Origin of the sequence: Enterobacter sp. ZOR0014, assembly GCF_000798855.1 — a bacterium.
Classification (GTDB): Bacteria; Pseudomonadota; Gammaproteobacteria; order Enterobacterales; family Enterobacteriaceae; genus Enterobacter; species Enterobacter kobei.
Genome location: NZ_JTLF01000341.1, coordinates 18,664 through 39,473, shown reverse-complemented (window position 1 = coordinate 39,473; position 20,810 = coordinate 18,664). Strand labels below are relative to the sequence as shown.

The following is a 20,810-nucleotide window of genomic DNA, read 5'->3' as shown; positions in this document are numbered from 1 at the left end:
TTTATCTCAAAGAAGGCGGTCAAAATTATGATGTGATGGGCTGGAATCAGGAACAGCTTATTAATGACATACTCGACCAGTACGAAAAACATCTTCACTTCCTGCATCTGGTTCGTTAACACCACTACGCCGTCAGTATTGTGACGGCGTTTTAATTTCCCAATCAATGATTAATACAATTGGGTTGAAAGGTTTTACTCTAATTATGATATGACCTTTACCATAAGATAAAATCCTGCTGCTGTCATGAGCAGGGAACCTAACACATGAACCATTACAGAAATGAAAGACCATAAGTAATTGCCCGCCTGCAATAGCGTAAACACTTCAACTGAAAACGTAGAAAAAGTTGTCAGACCACCACATAAACCGGTGACGATAAGAAGCTTCAGAGCAGGATCTAACTGGGGATGGCGCATAAAAAATGCCATTGCTGCGCCGATGATGAAGGCCCCCAACAAGTTAACGAGGAGTGTTCCCGGAGGTAATGAAGGAAAGAGACTATTGAGTTTAACCCCAAAAAACCAGCGTATAACGCAACCTACAGCACCACCACACATAATTGCTAACAACTGACTCAATGCCACACTCCCTACCTGAATAAAATATAAATACTGAATCACAGGGGACTGAATTTACCCAGCCCCCTTTTCTCATATGCTGTTATGGTTATTATTAACCATGGCGAACGAATGCTTTAAGACCGGCATAACGGGCCTCAGCGCCAAGTTCCTGCTCAATACGCATTAGCTGGTTGTATTTTTCAATTCGTTCACCACGGCAGGGAGCACCAGTTTTCAGATGTCCGGCACGGAGCGCTACCGTCATATCGGCTATGAAAGTGTCCATGGTTTCTCCACTACGGTGCGAAATGAAAGCCCCCCAACCGTTTTCATGGCAAAGTGAGACTGCATCAAATGTCTCGCTTAATGTACCAATCTGATTGAGCTTAATGAGCGCTGCACTGGCCAGATTTTCTTCAATACCCCGGCGAATGTACTTCACATTGGTTACAAAAATATCATCACCTACCAGTTCAACACGTCCGCCAAGTTTCGTGTGCAGATATTTCCAGCCCGCCCAGTCATCTTCAGCAAGCCCGTCTTCAAGCAGAATGATAGGAAAATCATCCATAAGCTCACCGTAGTATTCCGTCATTTGTTCAGCGCTCAGTGAGCTTTTTTCGGTCCGCAGGTGATATTTACCTTCGCTGTAAAATTCGCTTGATGCCGGATCCATACAGATACTGATGTCTTCGCCCGGGCGATAACCGGCGTGTTCAATGGCCTGAACAATTAATTCGAGTGGCTCCCGGTTTGAGGAGACCGCAGGGGCAAATCCACCTTCATCGCCAACTGCTGCGGAGAGGTTCCTGGCCAGAAGGATCTGGCGAAGCGCCTGATAAACTTCACTCCCCTGACGAACAGCCTCAGTAAGCGTCGAAGCACCGTGCGGGGCTATCATAAATTCCTGGAAGTCGGCTCCCTGACCACGAGCATGAACCCCACCGTTGATGATGTTCATGCAAGGAACAGGCATCAGACTGGCGTTAAGTCCCCCCAGATAGCGATAAAGCGGCTGACGCGTAACCTGAGAAGCTAGCCTTGACACCGCAAGTGAAACACCAAGAATCGCATTTGCTCCGAGTCGGCTTTTGTTCTCCGTGCCGTCAAGTTCCCTCATCAGGTTATCCAGTTGACGCTGCTCTCTTACATCAGTTCCTCTGACAGCGCTACAGATTTCTGTATTAACTGCTTTGACCGCATCACGTACTCCCTTTCCGCCGAACCGCCCTGTATCACCATCGCGTAGTTCAGTTGCCTCTCTGGTGCCTGTACTGGCACCAGACGGGACTGACGCACGCGCCATTTTCCCGTCAGAAGTAAGTGCCTCAACTTCAACTGTAGGGTTACCACGGGAGTCAAGAATTTCGCGTGCAGCGACTTTTTCAAGTTTAAAATTCATATACTTCTCCTCAAACTCAATCATGAATGTGTTTAATAAGAACATCTACGTTCAGATGATTAATGTACTCAGCGGAGCGGGACGTGAGCGCCCCCATAAAACGGTTGCGATGACCTGCAATCACCATGTCCACCCCGATGTCGTTTATGCATTTCTGTAAGTCCTCGAATCGACGCAGAGTTACCACCTCGCGCGCATCCACCCTTTCAGGCACAGATGAAGTCAGCTCACTGAGGAGTGCTTTGGCCTTAAGTATTTCTGTTGATACAGCATCATCCATCAATCCGTCTGATACATAGTTCATCTCACGGTAATCAGTGCAGATATGTGCGAGAGTGATTTTCATCTGGAGGAGACGCGATAGTTCAGCCGCATGCTCCAGAAGTTGAGCTCCGTCTTTCTTAGACTGAACAAGAACCAGTGCGTGCGTGTAGATTTTCATGGCTGACTCCGACTCTGAAGCAGAAAACGTTCCAGCCAGGGAAGAAGTTGCTTCTTCCGGCTGACCATGCCCTCTACTGAAAATGAAGGTGTACTGCCCCCTTCCGGTCCGGCGAAATATAGTGAAGAACAGCATTCTGTGATGTTGGTTACCATCAGTACGACAAGACCGGCTCCCGTTGACATGGCCATTTGCGCCATAGTTTCCTGCAATTCATCGAGCAGAGGTGCTATCTGACCCGATGTGCTTATTTCGATTTGAGCTATGCGGGCATCGATTCCAACAAGAGAAAAGACTTTAAGATCTTTATTAAGAAGCTGCTCTGCTGAGAGTCCGGAAATATCGGTTTTGGCCGCAATTAGAGCTTGTGCAAAAGTTCTCCGTTTTATCCCTGACCAAACGCAAAGTTCTGTGGCGGCACGAAGATCGTCTTCGGTGGTTGTAGGCGAAAGGAGATCAATTGTGTCGCTAAGCAGTGCACCGAGAAGTAAAATACCGTAGGCGGGAGGCATTGCATTGCGCATCTCTGTGTTCATCATCAGCCAGAGAACAGTTGCGCTGCTGCCTACGGGTTTGATTGAGACCTCAGGGGGAAGTAAGGTTGTAAGGCCACCCAATCGGTGATGATCAATGATCCCAATAATATTGCTTTGGATAAGACCAGCAGGTCCCTGAAGCGGATCGGTGAAATCTACCAACCATACATCTTCGTTTAGAAGAGGAATGTCGAGAAAAGGAGGTAGCGTAAGTCCAGCTTCTCTAAAAATAAATCTGGTTTCTGTGCTCGCTTCTCCTGCACGCCATGCCCGTGCAGGACGTCCGCAATGGTTGAGCCAGCATGCAGTTACGGTTGCTGTACAGATAGCATCGCTGTCAGGGTTAGAATGGCCAATAACATTAATCAATGGTGTATCCCCAGTCGAGGGAAGTACACAGGCCGAATGGAATTTTGGACGGCCTGATATACCTCCTGAAAATCAAGAGTCATATCAGGCGTCATCAGCCCTAAAAGGGGCGGTTGGGAAAGGTGGAACGCCATCACCTTTCCCAAATTATAAATCAGAAATAAAAAATTGGAAGAGACATTCCTGTCTAAGCTTGATGGAGAATGATGCCGCCTCATCCACGATTCGAGGCATATATGCTTTAGGGATACATCGAGAAGGTCGCGATGTTTGGTATCTTTGGTTTAAAAGTGAATTCTAAGGCCACTTCGCGTCGTAGTTGGGGAGGACTATGAATTTTAAGGTGTAACTGGACGTCATATAGGTCTTAAAGGTGTTGTCCAGGACCGTTTGGCCTTAAGACATATCTGCAGGAGCCGACGGTCTGGTAAATGAAAAGTAGCTGACCTGAGTATGCAGTTTCATACAATACCGTTTATGCAATTGGCCACATGCTTGAGGACATCTGTGATGTCAGCGATAGTCAGAACTGGAAACTTCATCGCAGGACGATAATATCGAGCACTTTATAAAGATAATAATATGGGGCAGGGGAAAAAACTCTCCGGAACATGAAAGGTGGTTATGATACTAGTCATCGGAGTCATACCTGAGACTATCATAATCTTCCCAGAAGCAACTACCGATGACTCTTCAGGTCGCTATACGGATAATCATCCGGTTTCACTGATTATCTGGCCACATCCCGAAGACTTTATCTACCCAGAGACTGGGCTAAACGTTTAGCAAGTGAATGCTGGTTTTGATTTCATTAACCAGCATTTTTATTCCTTCGTGTCAGTTTGGAGTATAAGCGAATGCGGCAGCAATCAGCTCATGGATCCCAAAGCACAGGCCCAACACAAATGATAGTCATTATCTTTTAATAATCTCTTATCACCCCCCCTAATTATTGGGGGTTGCTATTTAATTTTACCAACATTTTTAACAATTATTTAATGAGAAAACAAAAAACCTACACAAATATTTTTTCTTGTGTAAGTATATATAATATAACCCTTAGTTATCAAGAGGTTAAGGTGATACAAAAAAAATGAACAATTTTGTGCGTATAATTGACATAAATTAAACTCGTGCGCATACTCTATTCAAAGCAGAATGATTTGCTTCACACAAAACTCTTAAGTAGATATTTTCTTTCGAGTCTTAAATCCTAGTAAATTAGTCGTCTATTCAGGAACCCGTGAAATTCATCAATAGGACATTGCCATGAAAATTACACTGAATAAATATTTACCATTAGCCGTTATTTCACTCATTCCGTTTGCTTCAGAAGCGGCACCTACAGTCACTTTCCAGGGGGAAGTTACTGAGCAAACCTGTACAGTGGATATTAACGGGACCACAAATGCTGTCGTTCTTTTACCAACCGTATCAGTCAAGGACTTCGGCGCGACGCTTGCTGCAAGTCAAACCGCAGGATTAACTCCCTTCAAAGTTACCGTGAGTGGTTGCACTGCTGGATCATCTGATACTGCGCTTACAACTAACTTCCTCGGATATAACGTTGACACAACCTATGGCGTGCTGGGGAACACCCTCACAGGTGCAAATGCCGCGACAGGGTTTGGTATTCAGTTGCTCAACGGGGGGACCAGTGGAAGTACTGCGATTGCGCTTAATGGTGTAACCGGCGTTACCGGACTGGTACTACCGGCTGGAGAAAATACTGCGAGCTACGAGTTCGGCGCGCAATATTTTTCACTGGGCAGCGCGGGCACTCCCGGTAAAATTACCTCTGTTGCAGAATACAGCATCAGTTACCTTTGATGACATCACTGGCTGCATTTCGGTGCAGCCAGCTTAAGCAGGTGGTATATGAAAATCAGGCCAATAATTCTTTTTTTTGCAGCGTTTGGCATGATGACGGGCGCAAATGCAAACGTTGTAATGACCGGTACTCGTGTGATCGTGCCATTCAACAATAAAGAGAAAACCGTTCAGTTGAAAAACCCTGATAGTCAGCCCTACGTTGTTCAGATGCAGATTACAGATGATAAAGGTACACCTGATTCTCATTCACCTTTCATTATTGTACCACCTGTATTCCGAATGGAGAGAGAAACAGGACAATCTGTGAGGTTAATTACGAAAGATACGAGTCGCTTACCTCAGAACAGAGAATCGATTTTTTATCTTAGCTTCACACAATTACCTATGGTCACACCTGAGCAGAAAAGCCAGAACCAGTTAGTTCTTGCCATCACTAACAGGGTGAAAATTTTCTACAGGCCAGCAGGTCTGAGCGGAGAAGCGGAAGATGCGTATGACAAAATGGAATTCTCTGCATCTGGAAGCGAATTACGGGTTAAAAACCCAACGGGTTACTTTATTAATGTCAGAAGTGCTGAACTGAAGTCAGGGAGCCGTTATATAACACTGGCCAAAAGCGTAATGTTAGATCCTGATTCACAGGTTAAATGGTCTCTTCCGGATGGAATTCATTCACTGCGAGGGACGACAATCAAACTGATAATGGTGAATGACTATGGAGCGGATGTCATTAAGGAAAGACACTTGTAAAGTGCCCCAAGAGGTTACTAAGTTATCTTTACTCAGCATAGCGCTCGTTATCGTAAATCTTTCAGCGATATCTTTCTCTGCCACAGCATCTGATGAGGTAAGCTCAGAAGAATATATTTTTGATGCTGAGTTATTTAAAGGTACTAACTTCGATCAGTCTGTTCTTGAGTCTCTAAAGAACCCTAACGCGATAGCTGCGGGTGAATATAAACTTGATGTTTATATCAACAATGAATTGTTAGGAAATTATACAGTCCCTTATATTACGCATGACAATAGTGTGTTGCCGTGCCTGCCAGAGAATCTGATATCTGATATCGGACTCAGAGAGAATGTGACGGTCTCAAAAAATACAAAACGTTGTCTCATTACCTCCGACATTTCAACAGCAATTGTTGCCCGGACAAACCTTTCTGAACTAAAACTAAACGTCTCAGTACCTCAGGCAATGTTGCTCAGCAGACCAAAGGATTACGTCAATCCCGATAAATTCCAGACAGGGAACAACGTGGGTTTCCTGAACTATGTATCAAACTATTATCACGTGTCCTACTCAGATTCTCGTGGCAGCAACCTGGATTCTTTGTGGCTTTCCTTAAACGGAGGCATCAATATTGCCTCATGGCAATATCGGCAGATTAGCAACCTTAACTGGAATAAAGAGACGGGATATCAGTGGAATAACGTACGCCAGTACGTACAGCGTCCGCTGCCAGCCTTAAACACTCAACTGATGGCTGGCCAGCTGATTACCAACGGTAAGTTCTTTTCTGGCATGAGCTATAACGGATTAAACCTCTCATCCGCTGAAGAGATGCTTCCTCAGTCGCAAAGAGGTTACGCCCCGCTGATTAAAGGTATCGCGTCAAGTAATGCGAAAGTGACCATACGTCAGAATGGTCAGGATATCTATCAAACAACCGTTCCTCCAGGCGCATTTGAAATCAATGACCTTTATCCTACTGGTGGTAATGGTGACTTGACTGTTGTTATTACTGAAGCTGATGGCACGATAAAAACCTTTTCCGTCCCCTTCTCAGCTTTACCTGAGTCAATACGTCCCGGTATGTCGAAATATAACTTAGCGATCGGGAGAGTACGCGATACGGATGTGGCTACCGAATTTGGTGATTTTATATACCAAAGAGGGATAACTAATGCGCTGACTGCAAACGGTGGGTTACGCATAGCAAAAAATTACACGGCTTATGTTTTTGGCGGTGTTCATGCCAGCACAATCGGAGCAATTGGTGCAGATGCAACCTACTCCACGGCGAAACTGAGTGATGACAGAACCAGTCAGGGATGGATGAGTCATTTGTCATGGAGCAAAACCTTCAGTGCTACCGGTACAAACCTGTCACTTGCAAGCTACAGATACTCTACTGCCGGCTATCGCGATCTGCTTTCAGTACTGGGTGACAGGAACAGAATATATACAGGCAATGAATGGTTAAATTATACCAGCGGTCAACGCGAAAGATGGGACCTGACGCTGAGCCAGACGCTCGGTGATTTTGGTACATCATATATTAATGCCGCCACTCAGTCCTATCGTGACGGCCGATCGCGGGACACGCAATACCAGCTGGGTTTCAGCAAAATGCTTGGTCAGAACATCAGTATGAACGTGGCTTTAACAAGACAACGCGTCGGAACCTATAACGATCGTGGCCATGTTGAAAATGCTGCAGCAGTTTCATTCTCTATACCGCTATTCTCAGACAGTCCGCGTCCCGTGAGTTTCAGTACATCCTATAACCACAGCAACAGTGGAGGGGATCAATATCAGGCAAGTGCTTCAGGTATGGCAGATGACAATCAGACAACCAGTTACAGCATTACCGCCATTCGGGATCAAAAGTACCAGCAGAACGTATTCAGCGGCAGTTTACAGCGGAGACTGCCAAAGGCGTCGCTGGCTGCAAGCGCTTCGAAAGGACAGGGATACTGGCAAACATCGGCCAACGCTCAGGGGGCGTTAGCAGTACATGCGGGTGGCGTGACTTTTGGCCCTTATCTGGGTGATACCTTTGCAATTGTCGAGGCAAAAGGTGCCGAGGGGGCCCGTATATTCAGCTCTGACCAGACGGTTATCGACAATAATGGTTATGCATTAATTCCGGCACTGACGCCGTACCGTTATAACAATATTTCTCTTGATCCCAAAGGCATGCAGGGACATGCAGAAATCATAGACAGCCAGAAAAGAGTTGTTCCTGTCGCCGGTGCTGCTGTTAACGTCAGTTTTAAAACGCGGACAGGGACAGCCCTGCTGATTACGGTTACTTCCCGGGAGGGGAATACCCTACCGATGGGGACGCAAGTCTACGATCAACAAGGCGAGGCGATAGGAATTGCGGGGCAGGGAGGCCAGGTCTATGTCAGGGTGCCAGATACCAGCGGTGAGCTTCTGGCTGAATGGGGTAACGGTAAAAAATGTTACATACCGTACACTCTCAGTGAAGATGAGATAAACGCAGAGATAGTGAACCTCAGCGCAACATGCAGCAACCGGCAGGGAGGTGTTTCATGAAGAGAATTGACAGGATGATACGTACACTTTTAGTTTTGCTTCTTTCTCTGAGCACTTTCGGGAGCTGGGCAACCTGTAAGAGCACAGGTGCTTCACAGACGGAAGATAACAGGACGGCACTGATACCTTTTGGTCGCATCAATTTAACGGATACATACTTTCAGCCGGTTCGTACCCTGCTTGGGTCAATTACCGTTCCACCGACAAACTACACCTATGGTGGTGCAACGGCGTCGACCATTCTATGGACATGTGATTTAACAGATTTGCCGAATATTTATTTTCTTGCTGCAACGAATGGTGATGACAGGGTCGGTGGATACTGGGATCTAGGAGCACAGGACGGCATACCGGATGTGTATGCAACGTACTTCGCTTATGTCGGTATAAAACAGACAATGAGTGGCGTAACGCTGACCCGTTACTGGGCCAAAGTTCCGGTTACGACCTATGCCACTAACGCATCTAACTCAGCCAAGATAGATATTCGTCTGCAGGACGTACCTGCTCTTCAGGCGGAATTATATCGCATCAGTACTATTCCTCCCGGGAGTGGTTCTGGTTCAGCCTATTGTGGAAGGGGTACATCCGGCGTTGTCACAGGAACACCGACCGGCGTCAATTATTCATGCATACAGCCGAATTCCTATATTCAGTTGGTCGGCCCTGGCCTTACCCATGACAATATAGGCGAAGACAGTAACACTAACTACCGTTTCTGGGGAGTTGATAACGGATTTGGTTATGGCATGAGGTCTGTCAATACGCTTTACAACTCACCAAGCTGTGTCGCCAGAAGTGCTACACCAGTGGTGCTTCTGCCAACGATTTCAGTAAGTGATTTAAATAAAGGGCTGACCAGCACAGCGGGTTTTAATGTTACGGTTGAATGCAGTAATTCAGTTACCTCAGGTACAACCGCGAATTCCGGCCAGACCGCAATAGGATTCCAGGTATCAAGCGGGGCATTTACAGCAGCCAAGGATCTTGGACTGGTAAACAGCAGCAATGGCGTCAGCTTACTGCTGTCTGATAACTATCAGGCGACGGGAATGGCAAAAGGCGTGGGTATCGCAATCTCATACAGCAGTGCACCGGGTACAGCACTAACTCTCATCGGCGAGCAGGGAATGGATATTCTTAACCATTCGGGCAATGCAGCGGGATGGTATCCTGTACTGAACAATGCGACACCGGTTGGCAGTTCCAGTAGCGGATATACCAATTACAGCTATAACTTCACCGCCACGCTCAAAAAAATAGAGGGCCAGACAGTTGTAGCCGGCAAAGTTAAATCCACTGCGACGGTAATGGTGCAGGTACAATGAATAAAATCATAATCAGCCTGATGCTTTGGATGTTAGTATCTCCCGTTTACTCTGGCGTAATGCCATCTCAGTCAAGAGTCATTTTTAATGGCTCTGACAGAATGCAGAGCCTGATGCTGGTAAACACCAACTCTTACCCGGTAGTTGTGCAGACCTGGGCCGATAATGGCGAAGGGGATCCGGATGTGAAGAATATTCCCTTTATCATCCTTCCTCCGGTATTCAGACTTGAACCGGGTGATGTCAGAGGCATTCGCATAGTCAAAAATGAGACATTACTGGCTCAGGATCGGGAGTCACTTTTTTGGCTTAATATTTATGAAATGCCGCCCGATACAAGAATGGATAAAGAAAACAGTGTTCTTGTTACCATGAACACGCAAATTAAAATTATTTACAGACCTGCGCCAGTCACCACTACCCCGGCTGAAAGCCTTGCGAAGTTACGATGTACACTGCAGATAAAAGGATTACTGAAATGCAGTAATCATTCAGCTAACTATCTGTCTATTTCAAGTATCAGCTATTTGGATAAGGAAAACAGAGTACACTCTGTAAAAAATGGAATGTTAACATTCCCGCCATATGCAGAAGTCAGCATACATGAGAATTCCATGGCAGATTCACCAGTCAGACTTATATTCACACTTATTGGGGATGGAGGGGAACTAACGGACATATCTGTTAATATGTGATTCTGATAAAAAACAGACGATGCTGACATAAAGTTCCATATGAAATGGACACAAAAAAAACCAATTAGCGCTACGAATTTAATTGTGCGTGAAAGCTTCATTGACTTATATTTATATATAACGTCATCATTGAATCTTTAAATGGCGGAGAAACTAAAATGGATGTCAGCACTGTTATTTCAAAATGTGCTTTTTTCAAAAAAGGCATCAGCGAATACATCAAAATTAGAAGTGAAGCCTCGACTGAAGTTGAGCCAAAAGATGCATGGTTACCTGAAGCGGCGATCGTTCATTTGCCCAAGCATGAACATAGCTTTCTTTCGACGCTTAATGATATAATTGAAATCTTAAATAAAATCAGCAATAAAATTACCGTAATATTTGTGACAGATGCGTCTGCACTGCTCATCGCTAAAACACTAACCGCTAATATAAAAAAGAAGAAACTCAGACGTATCGATCTTATCATTGCGCCTGTTAGTTGTACCGTGCAGAACTTGGAAAAACTCTTGGAAAGGGGAAGCACAATACATACCTGTTTAATGTGTAATGCGTTCCTTGAAAATGTAATGGGAAATATGACGTCCAAAGGCATGAACAGTCGCGAATTACAGGTACTGATTAATGTATATCGTGGTAAAGATCTCAGATCACAGGCATCTGAAACAGGGCTAAGTGTTAAATCACTATACAACTACAGGTTGACAGGCATGAAAAAATTTAAACGCTTGGGATTGGAAACACTGGCCACAGATCAAACATCCGGGATCATTTGTGACAGGCATCTTAATTGCTTATCAGAAAATGAAAGACGTTTTGTAAATGCCGTTGCAGCAGATGATATTTTTATGGTTTTTCAGCCAATAGTTGACCACAATCTCAGACTGCAGGGTTTTGAGCTGCTGGTCAGATGGGTCGAAGATGCTGCCATAAGATATCCTGGTGATTTTCTTCCAGGATTACGCAGTAAGTACCCCTGGATGGTACTTACTGCATTTGCACTCCGCCATGCTATAAAAATGATAAACAGGTATCAGGGGCGGTATTATTTCTCAGTGAACCTCCCAAACCAGTTGATTTATGATCAGGGGATTGTGAAAATGCTCGCTGCAGCTCGCTCGTCGTTGACTGATCAGACCTGTAAAAGTCTGGTTCTGGAACTTAATGAAAAGACTTCTTTCGAGCATCACCCTGAAGTAATTGATAACGTCAATGCCATACAGGGCATGGGTTATCGTGTTTTTCTTGATGACTGTTTTTCATCTAAAAGTGCTTATTTTCCTGTTCGGAAAATAAAGTTTGATGGCTATAAAATAGATATGTCAGCAGTAAGTGATTCTCTTTGCGACTTCGATTGTCTGGCATTAATACAGTCACTTCAGCATTACTGTTCTCTGACTAACAGAAAATGCATTGCAGAAGGCATTGATAGCATTGAAAAAATAAAATATTTACGTCATCTGACTAAAATGGACTTTCAGGGCGTATTAATCAGCAAACCACTCAACGAGCAGGCTATGGACCAGTTTATCCAGGAGAGTAATGAAATTTTGAAATTAGCTATATCTTTGGCAGGTTAATTATGTCAGCTGAATTGATAAAACAAGTCATTATATCAAATTCGCTCACGATAAGAAATCGTAAAACTTTCTTCAACGCTATAGAGGAATTTTATGAAAATGATAAAGCGCTATTGAAGTTACAGCCTGCATTCTTTAAGCACATACTCAATGAAAGTAGATTCAATATTATACTAATGACTTGCTGCTTTATTTTTAGTGGCAGCATTAAATCTATAAAAGATATCAAAAATTACTGTGAGATTAATTCCATATCCAGTCAAAACAGTATTATAGCTGTCATTTCACTGCTTAAGGCATCAGGACGTATAGATACAGAAAGAGATTCTGATGACAGGAGAAACGTAAAGCTGGTCATCACGCACAAAGGATTGAAAGATCTCAAGAATTATATATATACGGTTATTGCACCGTTAAAAACCTTACATCCTGAATATAATTTCAACATGGAGGCTATTGCGTCAAAATCTTTCCTGCAGGATTTTTTTCATGGTGTATCTGTTCCTTTATTGAAAGGAGTTACATATAAACAGATAAACACTAAAATCAATTATTACATTGATAAAGATGGCGGCCGATCTCTGTTGCTGTATTTGTATATGAAATCAGCCATTAATAACATGCAGATTAACAGCACAATTAACCAACTTGCGTTCGAGATTAGCGTTTCAAGAACGCAAGTTATGAGATTAGTTAATAGCCTAGAAAATGATGGATACATTTGCAGCATAAGTAAAAATAACATCATAGTAAACCAGAACTTAATAGAGTTAGTCGAAGACTATATGTCTATATATTTTTCATATATAGAGTACTATCTTTTTAGCTCAGCGGATTTAAAACGTATATTAATAGAAAAAAGATGAACCCAGTGAGAAACTGTGTACTTAACAACCTCTATAAATTAAGGAAAGCTTAGAGGTAATTGATCTCGGCAAGCCTGATGTTTTTTTCTTTACTCAGGAATTTATATGTAACTGACTGAATTAGACCACTTTTTTCTTTAAGTCTAAATGAATTGATACGTTCATCTGAGGGGGGGTAATCTATTGATGAAGACATTTCTATATTTTTAATAGAACAGTTAACATTAAGCTTTTCATTAATAACTACACTCTGACACGTATCTGTCACTATGTTGCCTTCAAACTCGACTCGTGAGGAATTCCCTGCGTATGCAGCCAAAGGGATAGGTAGGATTGTTATAATTATCAGTAAATTATAGAACCTTAATAATGTTTTTATATAAACCTCGATTAGCAGCAATGGCAGAAACGCCATGGTTCGGAGAACTTGATGAACTGAAACAATATAAAAATAGTATCATCCAAATCTGAAAATAGTCAAAATACAAAATAAACAGATTTCGTTTAGTTGAGTAGTGCAATTACTTGTCATTACTAGTTTTTACAGTTCAAATACCTATTAAACGACACCATTCTGAAGCTTTATAAACTTTTAAAACTAAATTAACAAAGCAATTCATTACCTTATAAATTTGATATTTTTCTAACGTTATATAGCGGGATTTCATCAGGAGCAACTAATGGGGGGTAAACTGTTGGTCTGAATCGGGGTACTCATCGGCGTGCTTAGACGATGACTATAACTTTAAGCATAAAGCAGCAGGGTTAGTAATTGGTGTCAGGAACACAATACTACGTCTTCAGCAACACACGAGAGAAAGCCGAATACTTGTTCAGGGTAAGCAAATCAGGATTCGCCGGTCACCCAGCAGGTCCAACCCCCCCGGCTCAGAAGGGGAAACAGGAAAACCGGCAGACTTACGTTAAAGAAATTTCCGCTGTTACATCATTTCAGAAAATCGCGCAGTCTGCGGGCACTCTCATCTTATGTCCTGTAAACTTAATCTCTTATCATGTTGTTAAGTTCATATCAGATCCAGACGGTCACGTGCTGTGCGCAGGCGTGCCTCGCCACGGCGATCATACTGCTGGGTGGTGGTGACGCTGGCGTGGCCCATCGCATCCTTTACCGTGATTAAATCCTCGCCGTTATCCAGCATGGCGGTCGCAAAGGTTCTCCTTAAATCGTGCGGCGCGCATTTCGATATCCCGGCCTGGTGCTGGCGTACTTGCAGAACATGGTAAACCGCCTGATCGGTGAGACGGTCGTTCGTAAGGGTGTCAAAGCGGCGGATACGGGTGAACAACGGCCCGTCTTTTTCTCCCCGAACTTCATCAATCCACTTCTGTAACCGCTGCCAGGTGCCGGTCGGCATATAGGCAAGCCGCTCCTTGTTTCCCTTGCCCAGCACACGAAGTGCCCGCTCATTTGTGACAACGTCACTCAAATCCAGCCCCACGGCCTCCGACCGTCGCAGGCCGCAGCCGAGAATGACCGCCAGCATCGCCGCATCACGCACCCCGATGCTGGAGTCATCGGCTTCACAGGCTGCGAACAACGCCCGGATCTCCGCCGGCGGCAGGGCCCGTCCACGGGGCAGACGGCTGCCGCGCAGATTATGCACCGCCCGGATGTGCTGGAAAATTTCGACGTCCATGAGCTTCAGCATCCACGCCTCCTTCGCCACGCCCTTCAGCGCGGAAAGATAGGTGTTGACGGTGGCCGTGGCCCGGCCGGTGTCGCGCAGCAGCCCGGTCACGGCCATCACGTGATGACGCCGCAGGCTGCCCCAGCTGCAGGTGTCCAGGGAAGCGGCGCCGAGCATGCCGGCGACAATACTGAGGAACGAGGCCATGGTCTGCCGGCTACGCGGGGAATTGAGGGAAAGCAGGTAAGCCCGGGCGGGACTGACCAGGCCTTCCCTAGAGGTCAGCGCCGGCAGAAAATCCTCATCCAGCGGAAGGACCTCCGGGGGCGGGTGCAGCTCGGGTTCATCATCAGGCATCAGTGTCATCCGGGACTCCATCCGGGCCGGAAACCGTCCGGCGCGCTGCGTGAAAAATCGGGGGTAACTTGCTGTCAGAGCGTACCGCAGAAAGTCTACTTTTTCAAAGATACATTTTAATTAGTAGAAGATAAAAAACAATTCTTCCTACATTGCCACACAAACACCTGTTGACGGTCAGATTCGGGTAGGTGCCTGTACGATGTAACGCTGCTAATTTAGCTTAACCACCATAATAAAGAGGGAAGGTTAACAATGAATCAGAAATGGAAGACGCTGTTAATTTCGGTATTAACTCCGTCTGGTATCATATCTGGGATCGCGCTGACTGTACTCTGGGGATATTTCAGTCGTCTTGACAGACTCGATGTTTTCTTTGAGGTGATGAGCATCAAGAGTCTATTCGCTCTGGTCTGCTGCGCAGCCGTATTCTCATTAGCGATTCTGTTATTTATCTTTTTTATAATCTCTATATTCATGCCGATTATCATTCCTCAGGACATCAATAATCTTCCTACATGGGGTCGGTTTGGATATGAAAATTATTGTACGGTAAGACAGTTTTTTTTCATTTTGAGGCTGTTTCGGAGGTTGTTCACTACTTACTTCATCGGTGTCATTTGAAAAACAAATTGGTATTAGTGCCGTTTTCAAACTCAAGTTTTCGGATGGCGATCCCGGGTTCGCAGGAGGTGGCAACCTGCTCAGGAGCATAATTAGGGCAACCTTTAAGTATGCTGGAAGCCACATTTTTAGGAATACCTTACCCTCTGATTATTATTACATTTTGATAGAGTCCGACTTTGTCGGATACATCGGACTATGCACTGTCGGTTTCTTACAAGGAGCTTACACTTAATCTAAAACCATCAGATCTGGTCTCAAATCCCCATCACTTCATGTCACCAATTGACAAGTGTCACTTAGTGACAGATAATTGTTGTGACAGGTACAATCTTGGTAACCAAGGATAAGTACTCAGGTATGCATGAAGAACCATTTAACTATGTAGATAGAAGCTAATGTATTGAAAATTAAGTTAATGCATAGCCGACTGTCTAATAACTAACTTCACTAGTTATGCCTAAGCCTTGTCTAAACTGATGTTAAAACCACAATAAGCAGGATTTGAGAATGGAAAAGATTGATGCAAGTTTTTCCGGCCAATTTAAGATTGGCGGAGATCTAACCATTAACAGACTGGGTTACGGCGCAATGCGTATTACCGGCCCGGGTTTTTATGGAGAACCAGAAGATCGTGATGAAGCGCTTCGTGTCCTTAGACGTGCACCAGAACTTGGCATTAATTTTATTGATACTGCGGACTGCTATGGTCCTTTTGTCAGCGAAGAGTTGATTGCGGAAGCGCTTTACCCATACAGAAAAGACCTGATCATTGCGACTAAAGGTGGTCTTGTGCGCCCGGGACTGACAGATGGCCAGTGGCCCATAATTGGTGATCCTGCCTATCTTGGTCAGGCTGTACGCATGAGTATGCGCCGTTTAAAAGTTGAGCAAATTGACTTGTGGCAGTTGCATCGGGTTGATCCAAAAGTACCAGAGGCGGAACAGTTTGGTTTTATTAAGGATATGATTGATAGTGGTTTAATTCGACATGCTGGTTTAAGCCAGGTGACTGTCGCCCAGATTAAAGAAGCTCAGAAGTATTTCCCCGTTGCGACGGTACAAAATATGTACAATCTGGTGACTCGTGATGATGAAGATGTGCTCGATTACTGTGAAGAAAACAATATCGGTTTCATTCCGTGGTTCCCCCTGGCCTCGGGTGAGCTTGCCAAATCAGGCGGTATCATTGATATGATAGCCAAAGCTAAAGGGGTAACGCCAGGTCAAATCGCATTAGCCTGGATGCTTAAACGTAGCCCGGTAATGCTACCGATTCCGGGTACGAGCCAGGTTGCTCATCTTGAAGAAAATGTTGCCGGTGCCGGTGTTGTGTTAAGCGATGAGGAATTCAAACTGCTTGATGCTGCTTCACCGCGACCTTAATCGCTGTCCTGACACTACTGATTCTTTTGCTGCGCTGTAATTTTATCTTCATGGTCAGCCTTAACAAGCTGGCCATATTACTCATTTGATCTGAGATAAAAATGAAAACATTTTTGAGTATTGGGACAGGGCCTGGCATTGGCCTTGCCACTGCTGATCGTTTTTCTACTGAAGGTTTTAATACTGTTCTTAGTTCTCGTAACCCTGAACAACTGGAACATTATGTACAAACATCTCAAAAAAAGAGACGGGTAAGTGCTTTCATGGACGTGGATGCTTCTGATACAGAAAGTATTAAAAGATTGATAGCAAGAGTGCTTCAACAGTATGGTTTTATTGATGTTCTGCATTATAATGCCGCTGCTTTACGGCAGTCAAACATCACAGAGCAGCCCGCCGACACTTTTCTATCTGATCTTTCCGTCAATATTGCTGGGGCTATGGTTGCAATTCAGAGTGTTCTCCCTTTGATGCTGGCTCAGCGAAAAGGTACAATATTGCTTACTGGCGGTAAATTTGGCATTATTCCGGTGCCTGAATATATTTCTCTTAGCGTTGGCAAAGCAGGTCTTAGAACGCTTGCATTGGGACTATTTGATGATTTCAAATTTAAAGGGATACATATTTGTACAGTTACTGCTTCTGCTTCGAATGGAGCTGATTTAGCGTGGAGTATGGGCGTTGCACAGGCATTTTGGCAACTATACAGTACTCCATATGATGATTGGGTTGCTGAAATCGCCTACCATTAACGTAGTTTTTGGATGTTGCACGCTCAGCTGTTAATGCAAAACTACCTGACATATCTCTGGGAATTTAAATGAGCTTAAGAGAAAAAAAGAAAGATAGAATGCGTCGTAAAATATTGGAATCAGCACTTGAACTAATTGATAGCCAGGGTTTTCAGGACACTACCATTAATCAAATTGCTGCAGCAATAGATATTTCACCCAGAACTATTTTGCGATATTTTCCGACAAAGGAAGACATTATCGTTAGTTGGGTTGAAGAAGGGATGACAATTTTCTTATCATGTCTTCACCAGCGACCAACAGATGAACATGCACATTTAAGTTTACTTGCATGTGCACGTGAACTGTTGCAATTGTATGAGAAGCAAGCAGAGTTTTATCTTACAATTGAGCGAGTGATTGCTTCATCATCGGCAATTAGTGCGCGTAAGCATGAAATGTCTGCAGAACTCGCAAAAAAAGTGTCTCAGGTCCTCTCTGAACGAGCAACTTCTCCAGAAACATCATTAATCTCCCTTGACCTTTATCCAGCAGTTATTTTTTCGATATTAAGGGTTGTGATCCGTACATGGGTGGCGACAGATGGAAAGCGGCAATTGATCAAACTATTCGATGATGCAGTTGAACTGATAATCTTTAAGCTATAACCTTGGCTGGCAAGTTCAGATATAGCTGCAACAATCGTGGAATATATATGTCTTGTAAAACCGGTCTGCAGACCGAAAAAAAATAAACAACAATGACACTGTATTTCACTTCCAATTCAATACACATATTTCGTGCAGCGGAGTTCCGGCTCTATTTTACTTGAACATTAATGCCCGAGATTTACAGCCATCCGAAATAAAATGGTGAACTGCCCCCACGCCCATAGACAAATTCTGTCCTCACGATGGGGCCTGTTCGAAGTCCTCCGGACTGACACATTTTGCCAGCATGTTGCAACTCTGTTATGGTGCGCCACGCACCATGAACATCATCGTAAGGATAATGAATTAGGTACAAATCAACGTAGTCGATCTGCAGTCTGTTAAATGAACGCTCAAAATGCTCTTTAGCACCCTTATAATTCGTATCCTACGACCATAGTTTAGTGGTAACAATAGTTCGTTATGCGGGATGCTGCTTCGTCTCAGTGCGTTGCCGACCTGTTTTTCGTTCTGGTATGACGCAGCGGTATCAATTCGTCGATAACTAGTTTCAATTGCATTAAGTACGGCCCTCTCGCATTCTGCCTCATTTGCCATCTGGAAACTACCAAATCCCGTTAAGGGCATTTCAATACCGCTGCTCAGTATTACTGTTTGTATTACGCTAACCCTTATTATCACATGAAAAAATATCACAAATAATTTTTTGATCAGATTAACTATTTAGATGAAGTTTATCAAACGGATACCTAAATATAATAAACAGAACATTTTTTATTTTCAAAATAATCATACTTAAATGTTAACGCAATTTTTACCTTCTAAACAGGTGATGGTATCATATGTATCTTTGTTATAAACCAAAATTTATCTACTCCTTGAAAAGATTATTTAGGATTTTTATCAGGTTATCGAAGACAACCCGAATACGTAAAGGGACTAGGGGTTGGTGTGGTCGGAAAATATACAGGTGGTATGGGGAATGATTTAACTCTGGATAAATATTAATCAACTCACCTCGCTGTAAATAGGGTCGGACCGTGATATCAGGAAGCTGGCTGCAGGTTCTGCCTGCAAGCGCTGCAGCAAGTTCACTGCCAATGTCACTGGCGATAAATTTAGGTTTTGCTGGGAAAAAAGAACTGCCATCCTTAAACTGCCATGGCCATACACGGCCTGAATTACTGTTACTCAATGCGCTGAGAGGATACTCATATTGCAGAGTTCTTAAAGAATCTGGCATTCCCAACTGGTTAATTAACTCTGGAGCGGCAACAATACGAATTCCTACAGGTCTAATGCATTTGACGATAAATCGATTATCCGGAATAGTGCCTATTCTTATGCCAATATCGATTTGTTCATCTATGATATTAAGATGCGCATCTGTGGGAAGCCATTCAATCGTGAGATCAGGGTAAGGCCCAAGTGAACGCAGCAAGTGACGAACAATATCCTGATTTTCAAAAAGCGGCGGTAATGTGACTCGCACGCGTCCGGTCATATCCTGGCTATTATGTTTCTTTCCACTAGTGAACAAAGACTCGCTTTCTGCAAGAAGCAACTCGGCTTTTGGCCAGAGTTGCTGTCCGAAAGGGGTTAACGTCATTTGCCGAGTATTACGGAGGAACAGTATTTCTCCTAATTGTTGCTCAAGCTCAGCAATAGCCCTTGTTACCATCTGAGGTGCAAGCCCAAGCCGGTTCGCTGTTTCTCGAAATTTCAACGTTTCTGCCGCTATACAAAAAATCCTCAACGCATCGAGTTTATCCAGCATTTGTAAATGTCCTTTGCTATGTTTAGGAAACTATTATATCAAAAATTGGAATACTGAAAGCAAAAACAATCCATGGATTTGTTGTTAATGCAAAAGGATAATGCCTTTCCGAAGCAAGCAAATCCCTCTTTGCAAAAGGAAGATATATGTCAAATTCAGCGTTATACCAGAAGTTATCCACTGGCGCACCGGTCAACATGCGGTCTCCAGAATACCGTGAAGCTATTCAGGATATGAGCCAGTCATGGTCAATTAATGCGTCAATTAATCGTGCAGAATATGCGTTTTTGGACGGCTCTTTGCATCCGTTATTTACCGCACTTTTTGGTCGGGAAATGGAGAGTACCAGCCAGATTTTACCGCCTGTCTATATCGATTTTGGTCGCCAGGTTCAGGTCGGGAAAAATGTATTCATTAACCATAATTGCACCATGATGTCTGCTGGCGGGATTATCATTGAAGACGATGTCCAGATAGGCCCTCAGGTTACGCTGACAACCACCAATCATGATTTTGACGATCGTTTTACCCTGCTGTGCAAACCGATTCATATCAAACGTAATGTATGGATCGGTGCCCGGGCGCTTATCCTGCCTGGCGTAACCGTAGGTGAGAACGCCGTTATTGCTGGCGGGGCTGTGGTGACTAAAGATGTGGAACCGAATGTTGTTGTCGGTGGATCACCAGCTCGTGTTCTGAAGCGTTTGGACTAATA

At 44.1% G+C, this 20,810-nt stretch carries 17 protein-coding genes, 2 pseudogenes and 1 riboswitch; of the genes and pseudogenes, 12 read left to right on the top strand and 7 right to left on the bottom strand.

The features are described from left to right. Positions 1 to 203 precede the first annotated feature (203 nt). From crcB to L977_RS19580, 4 genes are all read right to left on the bottom strand, one after another. Positions 204 to 581, bottom strand: a complete 378-nt coding sequence (crcB, locus tag L977_RS19595; protein WP_081987751.1) for a fluoride efflux transporter CrcB — start codon at positions 579 to 581, stop codon at positions 204 to 206. A 94-nt stretch (positions 582 to 675) separates the two neighbouring features. After that, a complete protein-coding gene (gene eno / locus L977_RS19590; RefSeq protein ID WP_047626705.1) occupies positions 676 to 1,965 on the bottom strand; it encodes a phosphopyruvate hydratase in 1,290 nt (429 codons plus the stop codon). 16 nt (positions 1,966 to 1,981) lie between these two features. Beyond that, the gene (locus L977_RS19585; protein WP_047626704.1) at positions 1,982 to 2,407 is read right to left on the bottom strand and encodes a universal stress protein; all 426 of its coding nucleotides are present in this window, start codon (positions 2,405 to 2,407) and stop codon (positions 1,982 to 1,984) included. Beyond that, positions 2,404 to 3,312: a DHHA2 domain-containing protein gene (locus L977_RS19580; RefSeq protein WP_047626702.1), complete on the bottom strand. Its 909-nt coding sequence runs from the start codon at positions 3,310 to 3,312 to the stop codon at positions 2,404 to 2,406. Before L977_RS19580 ends, L977_RS19585 begins: the two co-directional genes overlap by 4 nt. A 78-nt stretch (positions 3,313 to 3,390) precedes the next feature. Beyond that, positions 3,391 to 3,459: riboswitch (Fluoride riboswitch) on the bottom strand. Between the two features lie 1,122 nt (positions 3,460 to 4,581). Between L977_RS19580 and L977_RS19575 the strand changes: the two genes are divergently transcribed. The 7 genes from L977_RS19575 (at position 4,582) to L977_RS19545 (ending at position 12,900) form a co-directional block, all read left to right on the top strand. Further along, positions 4,582 to 5,142 (top strand): fimbrial protein, encoded by a 561-nt coding sequence (locus L977_RS19575; protein WP_047626701.1) that lies wholly within the window; start codon positions 4,582 to 4,584, stop codon positions 5,140 to 5,142. Between the two features lie 48 nt (positions 5,143 to 5,190). Beyond that, positions 5,191 to 5,895 (top strand): fimbrial biogenesis chaperone, encoded by a 705-nt coding sequence (locus tag L977_RS19570; RefSeq protein WP_047626699.1) that lies wholly within the window; start codon positions 5,191 to 5,193, stop codon positions 5,893 to 5,895. Continuing rightward, entirely contained in the window at positions 5,861 to 8,431 is a 2,571-nt protein-coding gene (locus tag L977_RS19565) for a fimbria/pilus outer membrane usher protein (protein WP_231563642.1), read from the top strand. The genes L977_RS19570 and L977_RS19565 overlap by 35 nt, the downstream gene beginning before the upstream one ends. After that, positions 8,428 to 9,759, top strand: a complete 1,332-nt coding sequence (locus L977_RS19560) for a fimbrial protein (RefSeq protein WP_156118186.1) — start codon at positions 8,428 to 8,430, stop codon at positions 9,757 to 9,759. Before L977_RS19565 ends, L977_RS19560 begins: the two co-directional genes overlap by 4 nt. After that, positions 9,756 to 10,454 carry a fimbrial biogenesis chaperone gene (locus tag L977_RS19555; protein WP_052192660.1) on the top strand — a complete coding sequence of 233 codons (699 nt, stop codon included), beginning with the start codon at positions 9,756 to 9,758 and terminating at the stop codon, positions 10,452 to 10,454. Before L977_RS19560 ends, L977_RS19555 begins: the two co-directional genes overlap by 4 nt. 158 nt (positions 10,455 to 10,612) lie before the next feature. Continuing rightward, complete coding sequence (locus L977_RS23345; RefSeq protein WP_052192659.1) at positions 10,613 to 12,034, top strand: EAL domain-containing protein; 1,422 nt, start codon at positions 10,613 to 10,615, stop codon at positions 12,032 to 12,034. Between the two features lie 2 nt (positions 12,035 to 12,036). After that, complete coding sequence (locus tag L977_RS19545) at positions 12,037 to 12,900, top strand: hypothetical protein (protein ID WP_047626695.1); 864 nt, start codon at positions 12,037 to 12,039, stop codon at positions 12,898 to 12,900. A gap of 1,025 nt (positions 12,901 to 13,925) precedes the next feature. On the opposite strand, the gene L977_RS19540 is transcribed toward L977_RS19545, so the two are convergent. Further along, entirely contained in the window at positions 13,926 to 14,915 is a 990-nt protein-coding gene (locus L977_RS19540) for a tyrosine-type recombinase/integrase (protein ID WP_047626693.1), read from the bottom strand. A 246-nt stretch (positions 14,916 to 15,161) separates the two neighbouring features. Here L977_RS19540 and L977_RS25105 point away from each other — a divergent pair. From L977_RS25105 to L977_RS19520, 4 genes and pseudogenes are all read left to right on the top strand, one after another. Next, positions 15,162 to 15,429: pseudogene (locus tag L977_RS25105) on the top strand (hypothetical protein); the annotation flags it as partial. A gap of 611 nt (positions 15,430 to 16,040) precedes the next feature. After that, positions 16,041 to 16,916 (top strand): aldo/keto reductase, encoded by an 876-nt coding sequence (locus L977_RS19530; protein WP_047626691.1) that lies wholly within the window; start codon positions 16,041 to 16,043, stop codon positions 16,914 to 16,916. Between the two features lie 101 nt (positions 16,917 to 17,017). Next, positions 17,018 to 17,668, top strand: coding sequence for an SDR family NAD(P)-dependent oxidoreductase (locus L977_RS19525; protein WP_047626689.1), 651 nt, complete (start codon positions 17,018 to 17,020; stop codon positions 17,666 to 17,668). A gap of 68 nt (positions 17,669 to 17,736) precedes the next feature. Beyond that, complete coding sequence (locus L977_RS19520) at positions 17,737 to 18,315, top strand: TetR/AcrR family transcriptional regulator (protein ID WP_047626688.1); 579 nt, start codon at positions 17,737 to 17,739, stop codon at positions 18,313 to 18,315. A gap of 277 nt (positions 18,316 to 18,592) precedes the next feature. Here L977_RS19520 and L977_RS24085 read toward each other — a convergent pair. Beyond that, positions 18,593 to 18,978, bottom strand: a pseudogene (locus tag L977_RS24085) (aldo/keto reductase); the annotation flags it as partial. Positions 18,979 to 19,189: 211 nt separating this feature from the next. Beyond that, positions 19,190 to 20,095 carry a LysR family transcriptional regulator gene (locus tag L977_RS19515; protein ID WP_047626686.1) on the bottom strand — a complete coding sequence of 302 codons (906 nt, stop codon included), beginning with the start codon at positions 20,093 to 20,095 and terminating at the stop codon, positions 19,190 to 19,192. A 146-nt stretch (positions 20,096 to 20,241) separates the two neighbouring features. Here L977_RS19515 and L977_RS25170 point away from each other — a divergent pair, with 146 nt between their 5' ends. Next, positions 20,242 to 20,808, top strand: a complete 567-nt coding sequence (locus L977_RS25170; RefSeq protein WP_047626684.1) for a DapH/DapD/GlmU-related protein — start codon at positions 20,242 to 20,244, stop codon at positions 20,806 to 20,808. The last annotated feature ends 2 nt before the right edge of the window (positions 20,809 to 20,810 follow it).

What these genes read in the sequence shown, in the direction of transcription:
- L977_RS23345 (WP_052192659.1), top strand. Translation starts at nt 10,613, where the DNA reads ATGGATGTCAGCACTGTTATTTCAAAATGTGCTTTTTTCAAAAAAGGC.
- L977_RS19520 (WP_047626688.1), top strand. Translation starts at nt 17,737, where the DNA reads ATGAGCTTAAGAGAAAAAAAGAAAGATAGAATGCGTCGTAAAATATTG.
- L977_RS19545 (WP_047626695.1), top strand. Translation starts at nt 12,037, where the DNA reads ATGTCAGCTGAATTGATAAAACAAGTCATTATATCAAATTCGCTCACG.
- L977_RS19525 (WP_047626689.1), top strand. Translation starts at nt 17,018, where the DNA reads ATGAAAACATTTTTGAGTATTGGGACAGGGCCTGGCATTGGCCTTGCC.
- L977_RS19570 (WP_047626699.1), top strand. Translation starts at nt 5,191, where the DNA reads ATGAAAATCAGGCCAATAATTCTTTTTTTTGCAGCGTTTGGCATGATG.
- eno (WP_047626705.1), bottom strand. Translation starts at nt 1,965, where the DNA reads ATGAATTTTAAACTTGAAAAAGTCGCTGCACGCGAAATTCTTGACTCC.
- L977_RS19540 (WP_047626693.1), bottom strand. Translation starts at nt 14,915, where the DNA reads ATGACACTGATGCCTGATGATGAACCCGAGCTGCACCCGCCCCCGGAG.
- L977_RS19575 (WP_047626701.1), top strand. Translation starts at nt 4,582, where the DNA reads ATGAAAATTACACTGAATAAATATTTACCATTAGCCGTTATTTCACTC.
- L977_RS19530 (WP_047626691.1), top strand. Translation starts at nt 16,041, where the DNA reads ATGGAAAAGATTGATGCAAGTTTTTCCGGCCAATTTAAGATTGGCGGA.
- L977_RS19555 (WP_052192660.1), top strand. Translation starts at nt 9,756, where the DNA reads ATGAATAAAATCATAATCAGCCTGATGCTTTGGATGTTAGTATCTCCC.
- L977_RS19565 (WP_231563642.1), top strand. Translation starts at nt 5,861, where the DNA reads ATGGAGCGGATGTCATTAAGGAAAGACACTTGTAAAGTGCCCCAAGAG.
- L977_RS25170 (WP_047626684.1), top strand. Translation starts at nt 20,242, where the DNA reads ATGTCAAATTCAGCGTTATACCAGAAGTTATCCACTGGCGCACCGGTC.
- L977_RS19585 (WP_047626704.1), bottom strand. Translation starts at nt 2,407, where the DNA reads ATGAAAATCTACACGCACGCACTGGTTCTTGTTCAGTCTAAGAAAGAC.
- L977_RS19560 (WP_156118186.1), top strand. Translation starts at nt 8,428, where the DNA reads ATGAAGAGAATTGACAGGATGATACGTACACTTTTAGTTTTGCTTCTT.
- L977_RS19515 (WP_047626686.1), bottom strand. Translation starts at nt 20,095, where the DNA reads ATGCTGGATAAACTCGATGCGTTGAGGATTTTTTGTATAGCGGCAGAA.